This window comes from Butyricicoccus faecihominis, from assembly GCF_024462775.1.
Taxonomy (GTDB): Bacteria; Bacillota; Clostridia; order Oscillospirales; family Butyricicoccaceae; genus Agathobaculum; species Agathobaculum faecihominis_A.
Window position 1 is genome coordinate 141251 of record NZ_JANGCE010000003.1, and the last position, 18462, is coordinate 159712.

General features: G+C 58.1%; 19 protein-coding genes. 9 read left to right on the plus strand and 10 right to left on the minus strand.

All coding sequences use genetic code 11. The annotated features are described in order from the left end of the window. Positions 1–15 precede the first annotated feature (15 nt). From NE562_RS03425 to NE562_RS03445, 5 genes are all read right to left on the minus strand, one after another. Entirely contained in the window at positions 16–1461 is a 1446-nt protein-coding gene (locus NE562_RS03425; protein WP_280960991.1) for a 4-hydroxyphenylacetate 3-hydroxylase family protein, read from the minus strand. Positions 1462–1591: 130 nt separating this feature from the next. After that, positions 1592–2773, minus strand: coding sequence for a 4-hydroxybutyrate dehydrogenase (locus NE562_RS03430; protein WP_280960992.1), 1182 nt, complete (start codon positions 2771–2773; stop codon positions 1592–1594). Between the two features lie 291 nt (positions 2774–3064). Next, positions 3065–3853, minus strand: coding sequence for an amino acid ABC transporter ATP-binding protein (locus NE562_RS03435; protein WP_305147357.1), 789 nt, complete (start codon positions 3851–3853; stop codon positions 3065–3067). A 12-nt stretch (positions 3854–3865) separates the two neighbouring features. Beyond that, positions 3866–4552, minus strand: a complete 687-nt coding sequence (locus NE562_RS03440) for an amino acid ABC transporter permease (protein ID WP_280960993.1) — start codon at positions 4550–4552, stop codon at positions 3866–3868. A gap of 162 nt (positions 4553–4714) precedes the next feature. Beyond that, complete coding sequence (locus NE562_RS03445; RefSeq protein ID WP_280960994.1) at positions 4715–5557, minus strand: transporter substrate-binding domain-containing protein; 843 nt, start codon at positions 5555–5557, stop codon at positions 4715–4717. Positions 5558–5976: 419 nt separating this feature from the next. On the opposite strand from NE562_RS03445, the gene NE562_RS03450 reads away from it, so the two are divergent. From NE562_RS03450 to NE562_RS03465, 4 genes are all read left to right on the plus strand, one after another. Next, positions 5977–7320: a butyryl-CoA:acetate CoA-transferase gene (locus NE562_RS03450; protein ID WP_280960995.1), complete on the plus strand. Its 1344-nt coding sequence runs from the start codon at positions 5977–5979 to the stop codon at positions 7318–7320. Between the two features lie 127 nt (positions 7321–7447). Continuing rightward, the gene (locus tag NE562_RS03455) at positions 7448–7639 is read left to right on the plus strand and encodes a hypothetical protein (protein WP_280960996.1); all 192 of its coding nucleotides are present in this window, start codon (positions 7448–7450) and stop codon (positions 7637–7639) included. Positions 7640–7655: 16 nt separating this feature from the next. Continuing rightward, positions 7656–7868, plus strand: coding sequence for a helix-turn-helix domain-containing protein (locus NE562_RS03460; protein ID WP_280960997.1), 213 nt, complete (start codon positions 7656–7658; stop codon positions 7866–7868). Positions 7869–8074: 206 nt separating this feature from the next. Further along, positions 8075–8626 (plus strand): ECF transporter S component, encoded by a 552-nt coding sequence (locus tag NE562_RS03465; RefSeq protein WP_280960998.1) that lies wholly within the window; start codon positions 8075–8077, stop codon positions 8624–8626. Positions 8627–8686: 60 nt separating this feature from the next. On the opposite strand, the gene NE562_RS03470 is transcribed toward NE562_RS03465, so the two are convergent. Then, entirely contained in the window at positions 8687–9985 is a 1299-nt protein-coding gene (locus tag NE562_RS03470; RefSeq protein ID WP_280960999.1) for a peptidoglycan DD-metalloendopeptidase family protein, read from the minus strand. 144 nt (positions 9986–10129) lie between these two features. Continuing rightward, a complete protein-coding gene (locus tag NE562_RS03475) occupies positions 10130–11032 on the minus strand; it encodes a hypothetical protein (protein WP_280961000.1) in 903 nt (300 codons plus the stop codon). A 251-nt stretch (positions 11033–11283) separates the two neighbouring features. Here NE562_RS03475 and ychF point away from each other — a divergent pair, with 251 nt between their 5' ends. From ychF to NE562_RS03490, 3 genes are all read left to right on the plus strand, one after another. Further along, a complete protein-coding gene (gene ychF, locus NE562_RS03480) occupies positions 11284–12387 on the plus strand; it encodes a redox-regulated ATPase YchF (protein ID WP_280961001.1) in 1104 nt (367 codons plus the stop codon). A gap of 191 nt (positions 12388–12578) precedes the next feature. Continuing rightward, positions 12579–13859, plus strand: coding sequence for a LysM peptidoglycan-binding domain-containing protein (locus NE562_RS03485; RefSeq protein WP_280961002.1), 1281 nt, complete (start codon positions 12579–12581; stop codon positions 13857–13859). Positions 13860–14028: 169 nt separating this feature from the next. Beyond that, positions 14029–14871 carry a CAP domain-containing protein gene (locus NE562_RS03490; protein WP_280961003.1) on the plus strand — a complete coding sequence of 281 codons (843 nt, stop codon included), beginning with the start codon at positions 14029–14031 and terminating at the stop codon, positions 14869–14871. A gap of 93 nt (positions 14872–14964) precedes the next feature. Here NE562_RS03490 and NE562_RS03495 read toward each other — a convergent pair whose 3' ends face one another. The 3 genes from NE562_RS03495 to cysK all read right to left on the minus strand — a co-directional run bounded on the left by NE562_RS03495 (position 14965) and on the right by cysK (position 17738). Next, a complete protein-coding gene (locus tag NE562_RS03495; RefSeq protein ID WP_280961004.1) occupies positions 14965–16002 on the minus strand; it encodes a hypothetical protein in 1038 nt (345 codons plus the stop codon). Beyond that, positions 15999–16481, minus strand: coding sequence for a sigma-70 family RNA polymerase sigma factor (locus NE562_RS03500; protein ID WP_280961005.1), 483 nt, complete (start codon positions 16479–16481; stop codon positions 15999–16001). The genes NE562_RS03495 and NE562_RS03500 overlap by 4 nt, the downstream gene beginning before the upstream one ends. A 324-nt stretch (positions 16482–16805) precedes the next feature. Then, complete coding sequence (gene cysK / locus NE562_RS03505) at positions 16806–17738, minus strand: cysteine synthase A (RefSeq protein WP_280961006.1); 933 nt, start codon at positions 17736–17738, stop codon at positions 16806–16808. A gap of 255 nt (positions 17739–17993) precedes the next feature. Between cysK and NE562_RS03510 the strand changes: the two genes are divergently transcribed. Both NE562_RS03510 and NE562_RS03515 read left to right on the plus strand, forming a co-directional pair. Beyond that, a complete protein-coding gene (locus tag NE562_RS03510; RefSeq protein ID WP_280961007.1) occupies positions 17994–18179 on the plus strand; it encodes a helix-turn-helix domain-containing protein in 186 nt (61 codons plus the stop codon). A 15-nt stretch (positions 18180–18194) separates the two neighbouring features. Further along, positions 18195–18440, plus strand: coding sequence for a DUF6809 family protein (locus NE562_RS03515; protein ID WP_280961008.1), 246 nt, complete (start codon positions 18195–18197; stop codon positions 18438–18440). Positions 18441–18462: the final 22 nt, after the last annotated feature.

The following is an 18462-nucleotide window of genomic DNA, read 5'->3' on the forward strand; positions in this document are numbered from 1 at the left end:
GGCCCTGCAGGAAGATCAGTCGATACGAGCGATCTTCTTCGCCAGTTCCTTCTTCATTTCGAGGTTGGACTGACGGGCAATCATGATGCGCTGTGCCTGCGGCGAGCCGGCGCCGTGCATGGACTCGGGCAGGTAACCGACAGCGGCGGTGCCCATGGTCATGTTTTCGATCAGGCGCAGTACGCGCATGCGGTCCTCGGTCGGAACGGAGGCGACGCCGCGGCAATACTTATCGATGTAGTCATGCAGCTTGGGGTTGCGGTAGTCCGCCTCGGAGGGCAGGGTAACCATCAGGCCGCCCGCCAAATCCTGCGCCAGACGCGCGATCTCGTACGGGAAACGGGTGACGTTCTGCTTGCACACGTTGGCCAGCAGCAGATCGATCAGGTAGTTGCCGGACTTGGTCTTGGTGCCCTGAGAAGAGCACGCGATACCGCAGCAGTACAGGGTCTCGTTCAGGTGGGTCATTTCGATCAGCTTATCCTTGACGTGGCTGGCCTTGGCGGAACCCGCCATGTCGCCCGCCAGCGCGGTCGCGCCGATCAGCACGTCGCCCACGCCGACCTTGCAGCCGCCGTAGGACTGACGGTGGTAGCCCGCGAAGCGCTCGACGATCATGCCGGCGAACTTGATCTCGCCGTTGAGGAAGATGCGATCGTTCGGTACGAATACGTGGTCGAAGATAACGAGCACTTCGTGGCCGCCGTATACCTTGTTGCCCACGTCGATGTCGTTATACTCCTCGATCTTGCGGGTGTCGCAGGACTGGCGGCCGTAGATCAGCGTGATGCCGTCGGAATCGGTCGGAACAGCAAAGGAGATCGCGTAGTCCTCGTCGCCCTCGCGCATGGCGATGGTGGGCATAACGAGCACTTCGTGGGAGTTGATGTAACCGGTCTGGTGCGCCTTTGCGCCGGTGACGTACACGCCGTCGGCGGTGCGCTCTACCACGTGCAGGAACAGGTCGGGATCGGCCTGCTGCGAGGGGGACAGGCTGCGGTCGCCCTTGACGTCGGTCATCGCGCCGTCAACGCCCAGATCCTCGTCCTGTACGCGGGTCAGGAACTTCACAAAATTCTCATGGTACTTGGTGCCGCAGGCCTCATCGATCTCGAAGGTGGAGGAGTAAACGGCGTTCATGGCGTCCATGCCCACGCAGCGCTGGAAGCAGGCCGCGGTCTTCTGACCGAGCAGGCGCTGCATCTTCACCTTTTTAACCAGATCGTCGGTGGACTGGTGCATGTGGGTGAAGCGGTTGATCTTGTGGCCGGTCAGGTGGCTGGTGGCGGTCATCAGATCTTCGTACTGCGGGTCCTCGGCCAGCTCATAGGTGGCGGCAAAGGAATTGAGCGAGGGACGCATGATCGGGTTCTCGGTCGGGTTCTCAACCTTTTCGCCAAAAACGTACAGGTTAAAGTTGAGCTTCTTCAGAGACTCGATATACTGGTCTTTCGTCATCATAATATATCAATATCCTTTCTCTTTTCGTTCCGCGCCGCTTGGCGCGGAAATCCGGAGGAACAAATATAATGCGCCGTTAGGCCTTGTTTAAAAGATAGGGGGCATTTTTTGGATGCCCCCTATGCGTTTTTTAGAAGCACTCGCGGTAAACGCGCTCCATCAGCTCCTTGGTCATCGGGACGTAGGAGTTGGTGATCAGGCGCTGCTGGTTGATCATGACGGATTCCGGGAAATCCTTGATGTCGGATTCCTTGAAGCCGTACTCATGCAGCGGCTTGAGCGGCAGAACCTTCTCAAGCAGAGCGTTCAGGGTCGGGATAGCGTCCTTGGCGTCGCAGCCCAGAATGCGGCCGACCAGCTTCTTGAAGTTCATCAGTTCGCCTTCCGGCTTGATCTCGTCGTAGATTTCGAGGATCTTGCCGAACAGGGCGTAGTTGGATTCGCCGTGCGGTACGTGGTAGGTGCCGCCGAGCGGGAAGGACATGCCGTGCACGGTGGCGCAGCCGGCCTTCAGGAACGCAACGCCGGCGTACAGCGAAGCGGTAACATACTCGTCAAGGTAGTCGAGGCGGGCGTCGGGGCCCTTTTCGCCGATCTGGCGGAAGCCTTCGAGGATCATCTCCATGGCCTTGACGGAGAACACTTCGCTCGTCATGGTCTTGCGCGAGGGCGACAGGTAGGACTCGGTCGCGTGGATCAGCGCGTCGATCGCGGAGGAAGCGAAGGGCTTGTAGGGCAGGGTCTTGAGCAGGTCGGGAATCAGGCAGACCTTGTTCGGGATGATATCGTCGGATACGAGGCCGAGCTTGGTCTCGCCGCCGGTCAGCACGCCGTCCTTCTCGTCCTTGACGATCGCAACGGAAATGTTGGTGACTTCGGAGCCCGTGCCGCAGGTGGTCGGGATGGCGATAACTTCCTTCTCGTGCTCAACCGGGAAGCGCTTGAAGTACAGGTTATGTACGGAATCCGGGCGCTTGCAGCCGAGCAGCTTGCAAAGGTCCATGATGGCGCCGCCGCCGATGGCGATAACGCGGTCGTAGGACTCGTAGGGGATCGCCTCGTACATGGTCTCGATCATTGCCTCGGAAGGCTCGCCGACACCGAACTTCTCCTGGAACACATAGGTGCAGGAAAGGTTGTACTGCTCCATAAAGGGCTTATAGATAAACTCGTTGGTCAGGACGACGTCCCGCTCGCCGAGAGCGAACTCCTGAGCGAACTCACCAAAATTGGCGAACTTGTAAATGGTCGGGGCGATGATGATCTCTCTCTTGTCCTTCATCAGGGATGCGCTGAAAGAATCCATAGCCATGTTGAACATCTCCATTCATTTAGAATAATTTTTTTTATAAAAGGCCGTGCGGCTTTTTATTTCGTTTTCACGGGGGGTTTCCCCTTGCGCTCTTATTGTATCAAAGATGTGCCAAGACTTCAACAGGATTGAACAAAAAAGTCACCAAAATTTAACCACGGTTCACTGTACAATTAGTCAATGAAAGGTCATACTTTCATGCCCGCGTGACTATTCTATCGCATTTTTTGGGATTTGTAAACCGCCGCTTCGGTAAATGTGCCGAAAAGTTTTTAGCGATATTTCCGATGTTTAGCTGTTTTGCGAATACCGTGACAGAAAAGCGCGGGTTCGTTCGTTCTGTGTATTGCCAAAAACGTCCTCCGGCCGGCCCTCCTCCACGATCAGGCCCTCGTCCATAAACACCACGTGGTCGGCCACGTCGCGCGCAAATTCCATTTCGTGGGTCACGATGATCATGGTGGTATGCTGATCGGAGAGCTCGCGGATTACGCGCAGCACCTCGCCGGTCAACTCGGGGTCGAGGGCGGAGGTCGGCTCGTCAAAACAGAGGATGTCCGGGCTCAGGGCGAGCGCGCGGGCGATCGCCACGCGCTGCTGCTGGCCGCCGGATAGCTGATGCGGGTAGTGCGACATGCGGCCCGACAGGCTCATCTGATCGAGCAAACGAATGGCGTTTTGCTCAATTTCCGCATGGATTTCCTTTTTGTTTTGCTTATAATCGGGGCGCTCCTGCGCGAGCAGCAGACTGGCCAGCATCACGTTTTCCAGCGCCGTGTACTGCGGAAACAGGTTGAAGGACTGGAACACCATGCCGAAATGCAAACGTTTTTTGCGAATCGCGGCGTCCGATTGGCCCGCGGGGTCGTTCGCGTCAAACAGCGTTTCGCCGTTTACGATGATCCGGCCCGCGTCCGGCGTTTCCAGAAAGTTCAGGCAGCGCAAAAGCGTCGTCTTGCCCGAGCCGCTCGATCCGATGATCGCGAGGGCCTGTCCGCGTTCAAGAGAAAAGCTGATATCCTTTAATACATCGGTCGAGCCAAAGCTTTTGTTGATATTTTTTATTTCTAAAATAGGCATATGGGCCCTCCCTTAGCGGAAATAATCGAGTTTTTTCTCCAACCGGCTGAGCAGCACGGTGAGCACGCCGTTAAAGATCAAATAGTATACCGCGGTGAAGAATAACGGCCATATCGCGCCCGAAATGCCCTGCGAGCCCTTCATAAAGGCCTGTCCGGCCCAGATGATCTCTTGCAGCGCGATGATGCGGGCGAGCGAGGTGTCCTTGACCAGCGTGATGATCTCGTTGGACATGGGCGGCACGATGCGCTTGATCATTTGCAGCAGCGTGATGCGGAAAAAGATCTGGCTTCTGGTCATGCCGAGCACCAGCCCGGCCTCCTGCTGGCCCTTGGGCACGCCCTGAATGCCGCCGCGGTAGATTTCGGAAAAATAACAGGCGTAATTGATGATGAAAGCCACGGAGGAGGCGAAGAAACGGCCGCCCTCGCCGCCGCCCCAGATCGGGTTTTTCAGCACCAGACCGGGGAAGTAATAAATAATCAGCAGCTGAATCATCAGGGGCGTGCCGCGGATGATCCACACGAAAACCTTTGTGAGGTAGCGCAGCGGGCGGAAGCCCGACATGGAGCCGAAGGAGATGATGAGACCCAGCGGGATCGCGCCGAGCAGCGTGATGAAAAACAGCTTGAGCGTTTGCAAAAAACCGATATTCAGCGAATGGATCACGATGGGCAGTTGATCGAGAATCGTTTGCATGGGTTCCTCCTGTCTAGTCGTATTTTTGCGGGACGTGGAAAAAGGGCGCGTTGCAAAATCAGTTGCAGCGCGCCTTTGCTCGTAATTGTCATCGAGAGCGATGCAAAGCCCGCGCGCGGACGCGCGGCCTCTGTTGCAACGCTTTCTGTAGTCGATCCGTCTTTACTGCTCGATGAGCATCGCCTGTACGCTGTAAGTCTCGGCGGTTTTCTGGATGCTGCCGTCCGCGTAGCTGGCGGCGAAGAAATCGTTCAGCGCGGCGGCAAGGTCGCTGCCCTTGCGGAAGCCCACGCCGTACTCTTCGCTGTTCAGGCCCACGGTATAAGTAAGGTTGGCATAGCTCGTGCCTTCGCCCACCATCGCGGCGGCCATCAGGGAGTCGATCACGGCGGCGTCCGAGGTGCCGGCGGCAACCTCCATCAGCGCGTCGGCCTGCGCGGTAACGGGCGTGTAGTTGTAGCCCAGCGCGCTTACCTCGGCCTCGCCTGCGGAACCGGATTCCACTGCAAAGTTCAGATCCTTGCAGCTTTCCACGGTCTGGTACTGATCGGCCTTATCCGCGGGAACAACCACAACCTGCGCGTTGTTGCAGTAGGGCTTGGAGCATTCCATGCTGCTGGTGACTTCGTCCGTCAGCGTCATGCCGTTCCAGACACAGTCGATGGTCTTGCCTTCCAGCTCCATGATCTTATTGTCCCAGTTGATCTCGCTGAACTCTACCTTAACGCCAAGGCTCTCGGCAAAGGCGGTCGCCATGTCGGCGTCAAAACCGATCCAGTTGCCGCTGTCGTCCTTGTAGTCCATGGGCTCAAAGTCGGTGATGCCGACAACGAGCGTGCCCTTGTCTTTAATGTAAGCGAGATCGCTGTCGGCCGCGGTAGTGTCTTCCGGCTGGCCCGCGTCCTGCGCAGTGGCGTCCTCGGCGGGCTTGGAGCCGCAGCCGGCGAGCAGGGTCGCGCACATCGTGCCCGCGAGCAGCAGGCTCAGAAATTTCTTGGTCTTCATAAAGTCCTCCTATTGATGTTTTCCGTTAACGTCATTTATCATTGTACCACTTTACCGGAGAAAATCAAGCCTTTTCTGCATTTTGACGCTTTTATGCGTCCGGCTCAAGAATCCCCGCGCCGCAGCGCGCGATCAAATGGAAAATTGAAGCGAAGCTTTAATTTGACAAAAAAGCGGGAGCGTGTATCTCGCTTTTTTAACAAACCGGCGGAGAAGTGTGTCCCAAAGGGCGCGCGCCGGAGCCGGAATGCTCGATCGCAAGCGTGGTTGCGATCGAAGGCTGGAGAAAATCAAGCCTTTTCTGCATTTTGACGCTTTTATGCGTCTGTCCGCAAGATATCCGCTTGACCGTGCAGGGGGGAGCGAGTATAATAAGTAGCACATGGATTGTTAAATAAAAAACGAGGAGGCTTTTTTGCATGGACTATAAGCAAATGTACCAGAACAAACTGACCACAGCGGCCGAGGCCGCGCGGGTCGTCAAGTCGGGCGACTGGGTCGATTACGGCTGGTGCACGGGCACGCCGGTAGCGCTGGACAAGGCGCTGGCCGCGCGTATGGACGAACTGAGCGATATCAATTTTCACGGCGGAATTTTAATGTGGCAGCCCGAGGTGTTCAAGATCCCGCACGTTGAGGATAAGATCACGTGGAACTCTTGGCACATGGGCGGCATCGAGCGCAAGGCCTGCACGGCGGGCTTCGGCTACTATGCCGCGCTGCGCTATTCCGAGCTGCCGCGCTGGTACCGTGAAAACGTGCGGCATAACGATGTGGTCATGATCCAAGTCGCCCCGATGGACGATCACGGCTATTTCAGCTTTGGCCCGAACGCCTCCCATTTAAAGGCCGTATGCGAAATATCCGATACCGTCATCGTCGAGGTCAACCGGAACATGCCGCGCTGCTTGGGCGGCTTTGAGGAAGCGGTGCACATCACGGATGTCGATATGATCGTCGAGGGCGAAAACCCGCCGATCGCCGAAATGGGCGCGGGCGGCGCGCCGACCGACGTCGACCGCAAGGTGGCCGAGCTGATTGTGGAGGAAATCCCGAACGGCGCGTGCTTGCAGCTGGGTATCGGCGGCATGCCGAATACCGTCGGTTCGATGATCGCCGAATCCGATCTTAAGGATCTGGGCGTACATACCGAGATGTATGTGGACGCGTTTGTGGATATCGCGAAGGCGGGCAAGATCAACGGCTCGCAAAAGTCGATCGACAAGGGCCGTCAGGTGTTCGCCTTCGGCGCGGGCACCAAGAAGCTTTACGACTATGTCAATAACAATCCCCAGTGCATGGCGGCGCCGGTGTCCTATACCAACGATTCGCGCGTCATTTCGCAGATCGATAACTTTATTTCCATCAACAACGCGGTGGACGTCGACCTGTTCGGTCAGGTCAACGCGGAGACCGCGGGCGTCAAGCAGATCTCCGGCGCGGGCGGCCAGCTCGATTTTGTGCTGGGCGCGTACCTGTCCGAGGGCGGCAAGAGCTTTATTTGCTGTTCCTCTACCTTTCAGCAAAAGGACGGCTCGCTTGCCAGCCGTATCCGCCCGACGCTGGCGGACGGCTCGGTCGTCACGGACGCGCGCCCCTGCGTGCACTGGTTCGTCACCGAGTACGGCAAGGTCAATTTAAAGGGCCTGTCCTCTTGGCAGCGCGCCGAAGCGCTCATTTCGGTCGCGCACCCGGATTTCCGCGAGCAGCTCATTCAGGACGCGGAAAAAATGCGCATCTGGAAGCGTTCCAATAAGCGGTAAACTAATTTGATACGGAAGGAGCTGCGACGAAACGAGTTTCGTCGCAGCTCCGGTGTTTTGGAGGCTCACTATGCTCGCAATATCATGCGCGGCAGTAGCCGCGAGAGAAACTTTGCGCCGCCCTTTTGTGATACAACCCATTTGCCATGGTACCGTACCGGGGGCCAAGGGACTGACGTGGACGGGCGCTCCGCTCGGCCGAACCGGCCTGTTTCACGCGCCCACGTTTGCTGGCGCTTCGTTTTCGGCGGGCTGGGTCAGCCCGCCCTACCCGATAGGCGGGCGGCTCGCCTTTCAGTGTATAATTTGTAGCATGTAGATGGAGGATTACACAAATGGGTATGGCAAAGAAAATCAGAACGGTGCTGTTGGAGCGGGATATGACGATTAAGGAGCTTGCCACAAGGATTGGGACGAATGGAAACAACCTGAGCAATAAGCTGGCACGTGATAATTTTTCTGAAAAAGAGCTTCGCGAGATCGCGGCAGCGTTAGACTGTGATTATGATGGGATTTTTACGCTGAAAGATAGCGGAAAGACGATATAAAGCGATGCGGGGGCTGCGACGAAACGAGTTTCGGCGCAGCCCCCTTATGAATTCCTCCTCTTTTCTTGGCGCTTCGTTTTCGGCAAGCCGCGCGGCCTTTTACACAATACTGGCATTACGAAAAATGCACGAACTGACGTTTTACAAGGGGCCAAATGCGCGCTAGAATGGAGACAGTAAAAAAACACGAAAAGAGGGTGATTGGTGTGCAATCCCAAAAGACAAAGCTCCTCGTGCAGGCGGCGCTGCTCGCGGCGCTTACCACGGTGGCCACCATGGTGATCCGTATCCCGACGCCGACGCTGGGCTACATCCATCTGGGCGACGGCATGGTGCTGCTGTGCGGCATCCTGCTCGGCCCCGGTGTGGGCGCGGCTGCCGCAGGCATCGGTTCCATGCTGGCCGATCTGTTTTCCGGCTATATGGCTTGGGTGCCGGGCACGCTTGCCATCAAGGCGGCCACCGCCTTTGTGGGCGGCCTGCTGTACCATCGTGTGGCACGGCGCGCGGCCCATACGCCGGTGCGCACGGTGCTCGCCGGTATCCCGGCGGAGGTGCTGATGGTGTTCGGCTACTTTGTGTACGAGATCGGCCTGTCCGTCGTTTCCGGGAGCGGCTTTGCCGCGGCGGCGACGGCGTCGGCAGCGGGTATCCCGTTCAATCTGGTGCAGGGCGCGGCGGGCGTGATTCTATCCGCGGTACTGCTGCCCGTGCTTTCCCACGCCAGCGGCGACATGGCCGAAAGGATCAAAACCTGAGCGCATCACATAACCAAAAGAGCCGGTACGCAGGAATTTCACCTGCGTACCGGCTCTTTTTCAGCTAAAGCTTAAATAGATTTGCGGGTCTACCTTCTCATCGTCCACGATGGTTTCAAAGTGTACGTGGGGGCCGGTCGAGTTGCCGGTGTTGCCGGACAGGGCGATCCGGTCGCCCTTGGCCACCACGTCGCCCACGCTGACAAGCAGCTCGGAGTTGTGGCCGTACAGCGTTTTCATGCCGTTGCCGTGGTCAAGAATGATATAGTTGCCGTAGCCGTCGCCCGAGCATTCCGCGAGGATAACCTTGCCGTTGTCCGCCGCGTAAACGGGCGAGCCTTCGGGGGTGGCAAGGTCCACGCCCGAATGCAGGCGGCCCCAGCGCCATTTGAAGGCGGAGGTGAAGGTATAGCTGGTCAGCGGGTAATCGAGCGTGCCCGTGCCGATGCCGACGTTCTTGGTGCCCACCTCGACGATCTCGTTCGTCGCTTGACTCAGTACGGTGCGTTCCAGTATGGTGCGGCCGTGCTCCTGACCGTCCACCGTGGTGATCTCGGCGGTGACGACGGCTTCGCCCTCGTGGCCGGGTTGCAGGGTCGCCTGATAGGTCTGGTCGCGTTCATCGTTTTCGCGGGTGATGGTCTCGTAGGGGATTTGCTCGGTATAGGTGACGTTTCGCGTCGCGGTCACGTCCAGCCGGGGGGAGAGGTACTCGTACAGCTCGCCGAAGTCCGAGGTGTATTCCACCGGCGCGATCACGTTTTGCACATGCACGGCCTGCATGAACTGCGCGCCGTCGTCCGAAGCGGTGGTGTACTTGGCCTTGATGCGGTCAAGCAGCGTCTGCGCGTCCTCCGCCGTGCGGCATACGCCCGCCTGCTCGCCGTCCACGGTAATGACGGCCAGCGTGTCCAGATCGGGCGTGGCCTCCACCAGCGCGGACTTGAGGCCGTCGGATGTAAGGAAACGGCTTTCCGGCGCGCGGGTTTCGGTGCAGTTGATCGAAATAGGAAGGGTGTAGCCGTCGCCCGCGAGTATCTTCGCGTCCGATTCGATCTCGGCAACGACGGCGGTGAGCTCGTCCGCATTTTCAACCACGCCGAGCGGGCGGCCGTCCACGGAGACCATCGCGCCCGAGCGGGTCAGCATCGCGCCCGGCAGTAAAAAGAACGGCAGGAAAGCGCAGATCGCGCAGGCCGAGCGGCGGCGGCGCAGCGCGCCGAGCAGGCCGCCGATCCGCCGCCATACCCGCAGGCTGCAAATTCGGTCGATCAGCGCGTCCAGCAGCAGCACGGCGCGCATCATCACATACAGCAGGCCGGAAAGCAGGCCGCCTAAAATAGAAAACAGATTTCGCATGTTCGTTCGCACAGAAGAGCCGCTTGGGAAACGCTCTTCCGTGTTCCTCCTTTCAGTATCCAATGTTACAAATTGGTAACAATGGATAGGATAGGAGATTTACGGAGCGAAGTCATACGAAATCTGTCGAGCAGATCACGTTTTTTATTTTTCTGGTTTCTTGCCGGTAAAATCGGTGGGGAAAAAGCGCGGATCGAGCGGTTTATTCTGATAATATCTGCTGAGTACCGCGCGCTGGAGCGAAACGGCGAGCGGAACAGCAGCGTCGAACAGGTCAAAGAAGGATTCCGTGCGTTCGACGCCGTTCGACAGCCACGGGCGGTGCTCCATGTTCGCGCAGTCCGCCGCGCCCGGTTCGTTCGGCCGGATCAGCGAGGAGGCGAGCCCCGCCTTGCCGCACATGCGTTCAAGCGCCTGCAGGTGGCCGCGCGCGTGGCTGCCGCTGTGCGCCAAGTGGAGCACGCGGCGCATATCGTGCAGCGAGCGGTAGACGGCGGCGGGCGACAGGCGCGCGCCGTAGGCGGTTTTGCAAGCGTTCGCCAGTACGCGGGAAAACACGGTGCATTCGGCGGCGTTCGGGTCAAGCAGGCGGTACGCCTCAAATCCGGCCGGTTCGCACGAGATATATTCGGAGATCATGGTGGCGTCCAGATCGGACCAGACCAGACCCAGCCGCGCGGCGGCGGAGTAGCCCGGCATGTAAAGATGCAGCCGGTCGGCCGAGGCTTCGATCAGCGCGTGCGTCACGCGGTCGAGCGCGTAGTGCGTGCAGAAGCCGAACACATAGGACAGCGCCGCGATATCGTGCTGCTGCTGCGCGGCGGCGCACAGCGCTTCAAACAGGGCGGCGGGCGGTTCGTCGTGGATGCGGCGCGCCAGCGCGGAGATCGGGCCGGGGAACGGCGCGTGATAATAATATAGCGGATCGGGGCCCTGCGCGCCCCAGCGATAGGCGGCGGGATAAAGCGCGGCCGTGTGCGCGGCCGCGTCCCCGGTCACACGCTGCACGGTCGTGGCGAATATATGATGGGTGACATAGTAGGGCATAACACAACCACCTTGTTTTAATTAGTAGTTAGTAATTAGCAATTAGTAATTAATAATTATGGGGGAAAGGGCCTGTTTAAAATATCGCGCGTTGCGCGACACCACAATTACTAACTACTAATTCCTAATTTCTAATTAACCATAAGTATACGCCAAATCGTTGCAAAAAGCCAGAAAAAGCAGTATACTATTTTCAGCCAAAAAAACAGGGGGATCGGTTCCTCCTGAACAGACGCAGGAGGAAAACAGATATGAAACTCGGCATCGTCGGTCTGCCCAATGTGGGCAAGTCAACGCTGTTCAACGCGATTACCCAAGCGGGCGCGGAAAGCGCCAATTACCCGTTTTGCACCATCGATCCCAACGTCGGCATGGTCGCCGTGCCGGACGAACGGCTCGCCAAGCTGACCGAGCTGTACCACGCGAAAAAGACCACCCCGGCGGTGGTGGAATTTGTCGATATCGCGGGCCTTGTGCGCGGCGCGTCCAAGGGCGAGGGTCTGGGCAACAAGTTCCTCAGCCATATCCGCGAGGTAGACGCGATCGTTCATGTGGTGCGCTGCTTTGAAAATGAAAATATCGTGCATGTGGAAGGCTCTGTCGATCCCGCGCGCGATATCGAAACGATCAATCTGGAATTGGTGCTTGCCGATATCGAGCATTTGGAGCGCCGCTTGGACCGCACGCGCAAGGCCGCCAAGGCGGATAAAAAGCTGCAAAAGGACGTGGACGTCCTCGAACAGATCAAGGCCCATCTGGAAGAGGGCAAGACCGCGCGCACCTTCCCCGGCTTTGAGGACGACGAGGACGTGCGGCGCGTCATGGACGAAAGCGACCTGCTTTCCTCCAAAAAGGTGATCTACGCCGCCAATATGGACGAGGCCGGCTTTACCGGCGACAAGACCGAAAACGAGCGCCTTGCCGCCGTGCAGCAGATCGCCGCGGGCGAGGGCGCGATGGTTTTGCCCATTTGCGCCAAGCTGGAAGAGGATATCGCCTCCATGGACGAGGAGGAAAAGGATATGTTCCTTTCCGAGCTCGGCCTGCACGAATCCGGTTTGGACCGTCTGATCAAGGTCTGCTACGATCTGCTCGGCCTGATGAGCTACCTGACCGCCGGCGAGCCCGAGGTGCGCGCGTGGACGATCAATAAGGGAACCAAGGCCCCGCAGGCGGCGGGCAAGATACACACCGATTTCGAGCGCGGCTTTATCCGCGCCGAGGTCATCAGCTATGACGATCTGATCGCGCTCGGCTCGCTCGCCGCGGCCCGCGAAAAGGGCCTTGTCCGTTCCGAGGGCAAGGAATACGTCATGCAGGACGGCGACGTCGTGCTGTTCCGTTTCAACGTTTAAATCGCACCCAAAGCGCCTGCTGCAAAGTGAAAGGATAGGCTTGGTTTCTGTCATTCCAAACGAGTGGAAGAATGACGGCCTGCTGTTCTTTTCTTGTGCAGCAGGCTCTTTTTTATGCTTTATGACAAGCGCAATCGGTGGCAGCGGGGCATATGGCCGCATAGAATAGCAGTGTGAAAGGTGGTATTTCTATGGTCATTCATGTTGTCAGGCCGGGGGACTCGCTCTACCGCATTGCGCAAGCGTATGGCGTATCGGTGCAGTACCTCGCCCAACAGAACGAACTGCGCGATCCCAACCGGCTGACCCCGGGGCAGACGATCGTCGTGCCGCAGCCGGCGGAAACATACGTGGTCAAGCGCGGAGACACGCTTGGCGATATCGCGGCCAAACACGGCACGAGCGTTATTTCGCTTTGGCAGAACAATCCGCAGCTTGGCGGCACCGACCGCATCTATCCCGGGCAGACGCTCACCATATCGTTCAAGGAACCGAAGCTGGGCACGCTCGCGGTCAACGGCTATGCCTATCCCAATATCGACCAGCGCATCCTGCGGCGCACGCTGCCGTATCTGACTTACTTATCGGTTTTCTCCTATGGGTTTGACGCTTCGGGCCGTATCATCCCGCAAAACGCCGAGCTGCTCACCAAAATGGCAAAGCAGTACGGCGTAAAGCCGCTGCTGGTGCTCACAACGCTGGGGGAGGACGGCCAGTTTTCCGGCGAGCGGGCGCACGCCCTGCTGCGCGATCCCAGAGCGCGCGGCGTGCTGCTGGAAAGTTTGGATCAGGTTTTGGCCAATCAGGGCTTTGCCGGTGTGGATATCGATTTTGAGTATATCCCGCCCGAGGACGACGAAGTATACGCCTCGTTTGTAAACGAAGTGCGGACGCGGCTCGCCCCGCAGGGCATGACGGTCATGGTGGCCCTCGCCCCCAAAACCTCGGCCGAACAGCGCGGCCTGCTGTACGAAGCGCACGATTACCGCGCCCTTGGCGCATCGGCGGACGATGTGCTTTTGATGACCTATGAATGGGGCTATGCGTTGTCCGCGCCCATGGCGGTCGCGCCGATTGATAAGGTGGCGCAGGTGGTGTCGTTCGCCACGTCGGTCGTGCCGCCGGATAAAATTTTTATGGGCATTCCGAACTACGGCTATGATTGGACGCTGCCATACGTACAGGGGCGGTCGCGCGCGCGCAGCCTTGGCAATGTGCAGGCGACCGAGCAGGCGATCCAAGTCGGCGCGCCCATTCAGTATGATGAAACGGCGCAGTCGCCGCACTATAACTATTGGCGCGAACGGGCCGAGCACGAGGTCTGGTTCGAGGACGCGCGTTCCATCCGCGCCAAGCTGGCGCTCGCGGGCGAGTTCCGGCTGAGGGGTGTAAGCATTTGGAACATCATGCGGTATTTCCCGCAGCTTTGGCTGGTGCTGAACGAGTTATACAACATCGAAAAGCTGGATTAAATATGGGGAAACCGGCCGGAATATTCCTGTTCCGGCCGGTTTTTGGCGTGTGTTGGGCGAATGGGTGGGTATTTCCATTGCAAAACGGTTACAAAGTGCACTATACTTTGGGTCATGGAGCAAAGGCATCCAGCAGTGCTCCGCAGAAACAACCAAGGAGGTATCTACCATGAAGATGAAGAAGATGATCCCGCTCGCGCTCGCGCTCACCGTTGTCGCGACCAGCTCGGCGGGCGCGGCATACCGCCCGATTACGGTGCGGCCGAACGGACAGCACAGTCAGGTGATCACCAATCTGAAAAATAAGACGCTGCAGGAGTTCTGCGAGAAGTACGGCTTCTCTTTCTGCGGTAGCCAGTGGAACTGCCCGGTGGTTAAGCCGGAGCAGAAGCCGGACGTAAAACCGGACGAGACCCCGGACGTGAAGCCGGAGGAAAAGCCGGACGAGACCCCGGACGTGAAGCCCGAGGAAAAGCCCGACCAGACCCCGGACGTGAAGCCCGAGGAAAAGCCCGACCAGACGCCGGACGTGAAGCCGGAGGAAAAGCCGGACGAGACGCCGGACGTGAAGCCCGAGGAGAAGCCCGACCAGACGCCGGACGTGAAGCCCGAGGAGAAGCCGGACGGCGGCCAGACGCAGGGCAACTACGCCGCCGAGGTCGTACGCCTCGTGAATGCGGAACGCGCCAAGCAGGGCCTCTCGGCGCTGAAGGTATCCACCACCGTGCAGTCTGCGGCGCAGGTCCGCGCGAAGGAGATCAAGCAGTCGTTCTCGCACACGCGGCCGAACGGTTCTTCCTGCTTTACCGCGCTGACGGAGGCGGGCGTTTCCTATCGCGGCGCCGGTGAGAACATTGCATACGGCCAGTCCACGCCGGCGGCGGTCATGAACGCTTGGATGAATTCCGAGGGTCACCGCGCCAACATTATGAACGGCAGCTTTACGACGATCGGCGTAGGCTACACGGTCATTAACGGCACGCCGTACTGGACGCAGATGTTTACATCCTAAAAGAATACCGATGCTAAAATGGGGGAACGCTGCAGCTTTTGCAGCGTCCCCCATTTTGTTTCTACACCGGCCTTTAAAAGAGAGGAAGGCGGGTTAGGCGGTAAGCGGGTACTCGGTATCGTTCAGCACGACGGACTGTACGTTTTCCAGTTCAAAGGTCTTGGCAAGCACATAGGTGCCGACGTCGTAGCCTTCGCCGGCCGAGCCGCTGCCTTGACCAAGAACGTACAGCGTGCGGTCTATGCTGTTTTGTTGGTCCTGAATGACTAGCTCCGTACCGTCCTTCATATGGATCGCGATATAGTCAAGCTCGTCTACCACGCAGTTCATCTCCGGGTCGCCCACGCGCAAGCCGATTTGCGACAGGGTGACGAGCCCGTCGGCGCTCTGGTAATACGGCAGGGGCGTAAATGCGGGCAGTGTGACGGTTAGAAGCGGCGAAAGCCGCGTCATGCCGTCGTCGTCGACCGTGTACTTGCCTTGCTCGCCGACCTCAAGCCGCAGCGCGCCGTCGGACGCGGTATAATTGCCCACGGGAATAAACGCGCCTTCTATATAATAGTCGTTTGGCGTGGAGCGCGCTTCATTTAAATAGAACTTACCGGCGCACCAGTCGGATTGACCGAACCAGACGTCAAATGTCAGCTGGCCGTCCTCGTTCGCCATGCATTCGGCCAGATCACTCCAAACGATGTTGTCTCCCTTATACTGTTCTAAAGTACCGGTGGTGGAGAACGGCATCACGCCGTCCTTCTTTTTGTTTTCAAGGTGCAGGCTGACCACGCCCGTGCCCGCGCTTTCGTCAAACAGCACGGATTCGACGGAGACGCGGTATGCGTCGTTTTCGTCCACAAGCGCGCCCGGCGCGGGGGTGATGGTATGCCCGTTCAGCAGTTGCTCGTCCGCGCCCTGAAAGAGCAGAGAAAAATGCCGCTGTATTTGCTGCGGCAGGTCGCTGGCCGCGAACGCGGTTCCGCCAATACAGAGGACGGCCGCAGCGCCGACGGCGATCAGCGTGCGAAACGGTCTGCGCCGCGCGCGCTGCGGCTGTGCGGGCAAGTCTTGCAGGGTCTGCCGCACGCGGCGGTCAAAATCCTCGGTCATTTGGGGCAGGTCGGTATGGTTCATCATGCAAAGCACGCTCCTTCCAAGCTTTCACGCAGCAGCTTCCGCGCGGCGGACAGTCTGCTTTTTATCGTCCCTTCGGGCAGGTCGAGCAGGCGCGCGATCTCGCGCGTTTTAAAGCCCTCCCAATAGTACAGCACCACGGGCAGACGGTATTTTTCCTCCAATGCGCCAAGCGCGGCGTACAGGTCGCTGTGATCGTCCGGCGCGGGGGCGGGTATGGCGGCGGCGAGCGCGGGTTCATACGGCGCTAGGCGCTGCCGCCGGCGCAAAATCGCCGTGCATTCGTTGATTAAAATGCGCGTCAGCCACGTTTTAAAGTATCGGGCGCTCCGCAGCGACGGCAGCTGCTCCCACGCGCGCAGGATCGCCTGCTGCGCCGCGTCGGCGCAGTCCGCCTCGCTTTGCAGCATGGCCTTGGCCACGCGGTAAAGCGTCGGTTCGGCTTCCAGCACCGCGTCGGTAAATGCGGTTTTGTCCATCATGGGCGTTTCGTCCTTTCTGAAAGCTTTAGGCGGCCGCCAAAACTTTGCTTTCATGGATTAGATGGAATAGCGTTGCTTTTGGTTCAGTGTAAAACAAAAAAATCCCTCTGTCGAGCAATGCCATTCAGTTAAAGTATTTCCATATGTCTGTCATCCTGAGCGAAGCGAAGGATCTCGCGCGAACGCGCGATCCTTACCGAAAATCGCGCGTTCGCGCGAGATTCTTCGGACTGTTGGCCTCAGAATGACAATACTAGGAAGCTTAGCTGAATGATATTGCTCTGTCGAGGGATTTTTTTATGTTAGGAGAGAAAAGAAAATGGTTTACTCGGTTACGAGCGGGGTGGAGAGGTAGCGGTCGCCGGTGTCGGGCAGCAGGGCGACGATGGTCTTGCCCGCGTTCTCCGGGCGCTTCGACAGCTCGACGGCGGCGTGCAGCGCCGCGCCGGAGGAAATGCCGACAAACAGGCCTTCGCTGTGGGTAAAGGCGCGTGCGGCCGCAAAGGCTTCCTCGCCCTTGACGCGCACGACCTCGTCGTAAATCTTGGTATCCAGCACGTCCGGTACAAAGCCCGCGCCGATGCCTTGAATCTTATGCGGGCCGCCGCGGCCCTCGGTCAGCACGGGGGATTCGTCCGGCTCGACCGCGATAATCTGAACGTTCGGGTTCTTCTCCTTTAAATAGGAGCCGACGCCCGTAATCGTGCCGCCGGTGCCGATACCCGCGACAAAGATATCGATCTTGCCGCCAGTCTGCTCCCAGATCTCCGGGCCGGTGGTCGCGCGGTGCGCGGCCGGGTTTGCCGGGTTGACGAACTGGCCGGGGATAAAGCTGTTCGGGGTCTCCTTCGCCAGCTCCTCGGCCTTGGCGATCGCGCCGGTCATGCCCTTGGAGCCCTCGGTCAGCACCAGCTCCGCGCCGTAGGCCTTGAGCATGTTGCGGCGCTCCACACTCATGGTTTCGGGCATGGTGAGGATGATCTTGTAGCCGCGCGCGGCCGCTACCGCCGCAAGGCCAATACCGGTGTTGCCGCTCGTCGGCTCGATGATGGTCGCGCCGGGCTTTAAAGCGCCGCTCGCTTCGGCCTGATCGATCATGGCGTTTGCAATGCGATCCTTAACCGAACCCGCCGGGTTAAAATATTCGAGCTTCGCGAGAATTTCGGCCTTTGCGCCGAGCTTTTGGGCCATTTTATCCGCCGCGTAAAGCGGGGTGTTGCCGATCAGTTCGGCAAAGCTTCTTTTGATATCAGACATGAGGTAGTACCGCCTTTCTTGAATTCACCTAATTCATATATGTTTAATATGAATTAAGCATACAACCCTTTCCCGGATTTGTCAAGGGGGAATTTTGAAAAATCGAAAAAGCCCGCGCGGCAGAGCTGCACAGGCGCGGACGATACGCAACATGCACCCGAGAAAAGACGCAAATAAAATTTGACAAAGCAGCAGAATAGTATTGACATTCGACGTCGGACTTACTAAAATAAAAAGAAAGTGAGACAAGGTCGCATGTCGGACGTAAGAACAGTGTATACAACTTCGGAGGTTGCGGAAATTCTCGATATTACGCCGAGCTACCTTTTAAGGCTGGCGCAATCGATGGAGTTAACACCGGCTGAGTTTCGGAGCGCAGGGAAGAGAAATTATCTTTTCAGCAAAGAAGCCGTGGAGAAATTGAAGAACAGAAATAAATAGGGAAGGTGCGCGGGAATGGATAACGGGCTATTTCATATGTTGCAGCATGGCCAAGCGGGTGAGGTTGATGCAAAAGGCGATGAACACATCGAGAGCACGGTTGATGCGTTGCGTCAAACGTTGGATCAAAACCAAAGAAAACTTTTGCTCCAAATCATTGATGAAAAGGATTTATTCAATGAGGTCACTGCACAAAACTATTATGAATCCGGCTTTCGCGCGGCTACAAAATTAATGATCGAATGCCTATATTTGAAATGAGCGTACCACAAAAAAGAAAAAT

What these genes read in the sequence shown, in the direction of transcription:
- NE562_RS03425 (WP_280960991.1), bottom strand. Translation starts at nt 1,461, where the DNA reads ATGATGACGAAAGACCAGTATATCGAGTCTCTGAAGAAGCTCAACTTT.
- NE562_RS03430 (WP_280960992.1), bottom strand. Translation starts at nt 2,773, where the DNA reads ATGGCTATGGATTCTTTCAGCGCATCCCTGATGAAGGACAAGAGAGAG.
- NE562_RS03435 (WP_305147357.1), bottom strand. Translation starts at nt 3,853, where the DNA reads ATGCCTATTTTAGAAATAAAAAATATCAACAAAAGCTTTGGCTCGACC.
- NE562_RS03440 (WP_280960993.1), bottom strand. Translation starts at nt 4,552, where the DNA reads ATGCAAACGATTCTCGATCAACTGCCCATCGTGATCCATTCGCTGAAT.
- NE562_RS03445 (WP_280960994.1), bottom strand. Translation starts at nt 5,557, where the DNA reads ATGAAGACCAAGAAATTTCTGAGCCTGCTGCTCGCGGGCACGATGTGC.
- NE562_RS03450 (WP_280960995.1), top strand. Translation starts at nt 5,977, where the DNA reads ATGGACTATAAGCAAATGTACCAGAACAAACTGACCACAGCGGCCGAG.
- NE562_RS03460 (WP_280960997.1), top strand. Translation starts at nt 7,656, where the DNA reads ATGGGTATGGCAAAGAAAATCAGAACGGTGCTGTTGGAGCGGGATATG.
- NE562_RS03470 (WP_280960999.1), bottom strand. Translation starts at nt 9,985, where the DNA reads ATGCGAAATCTGTTTTCTATTTTAGGCGGCCTGCTTTCCGGCCTGCTG.
- NE562_RS03475 (WP_280961000.1), bottom strand. Translation starts at nt 11,032, where the DNA reads ATGCCCTACTATGTCACCCATCATATATTCGCCACGACCGTGCAGCGT.
- ychF (WP_280961001.1), top strand. Translation starts at nt 11,284, where the DNA reads ATGAAACTCGGCATCGTCGGTCTGCCCAATGTGGGCAAGTCAACGCTG.
- NE562_RS03485 (WP_280961002.1), top strand. Translation starts at nt 12,579, where the DNA reads ATGGTCATTCATGTTGTCAGGCCGGGGGACTCGCTCTACCGCATTGCG.
- NE562_RS03490 (WP_280961003.1), top strand. Translation starts at nt 14,029, where the DNA reads ATGAAGATGAAGAAGATGATCCCGCTCGCGCTCGCGCTCACCGTTGTC.
- NE562_RS03495 (WP_280961004.1), bottom strand. Translation starts at nt 16,002, where the DNA reads ATGATGAACCATACCGACCTGCCCCAAATGACCGAGGATTTTGACCGC.
- NE562_RS03500 (WP_280961005.1), bottom strand. Translation starts at nt 16,481, where the DNA reads ATGATGGACAAAACCGCATTTACCGACGCGGTGCTGGAAGCCGAACCG.
- cysK (WP_280961006.1), bottom strand. Translation starts at nt 17,738, where the DNA reads ATGTCTGATATCAAAAGAAGCTTTGCCGAACTGATCGGCAACACCCCG.
- NE562_RS03510 (WP_280961007.1), top strand. Translation starts at nt 17,994, where the DNA reads ATGTCGGACGTAAGAACAGTGTATACAACTTCGGAGGTTGCGGAAATT.
- NE562_RS03515 (WP_280961008.1), top strand. Translation starts at nt 18,195, where the DNA reads ATGGATAACGGGCTATTTCATATGTTGCAGCATGGCCAAGCGGGTGAG.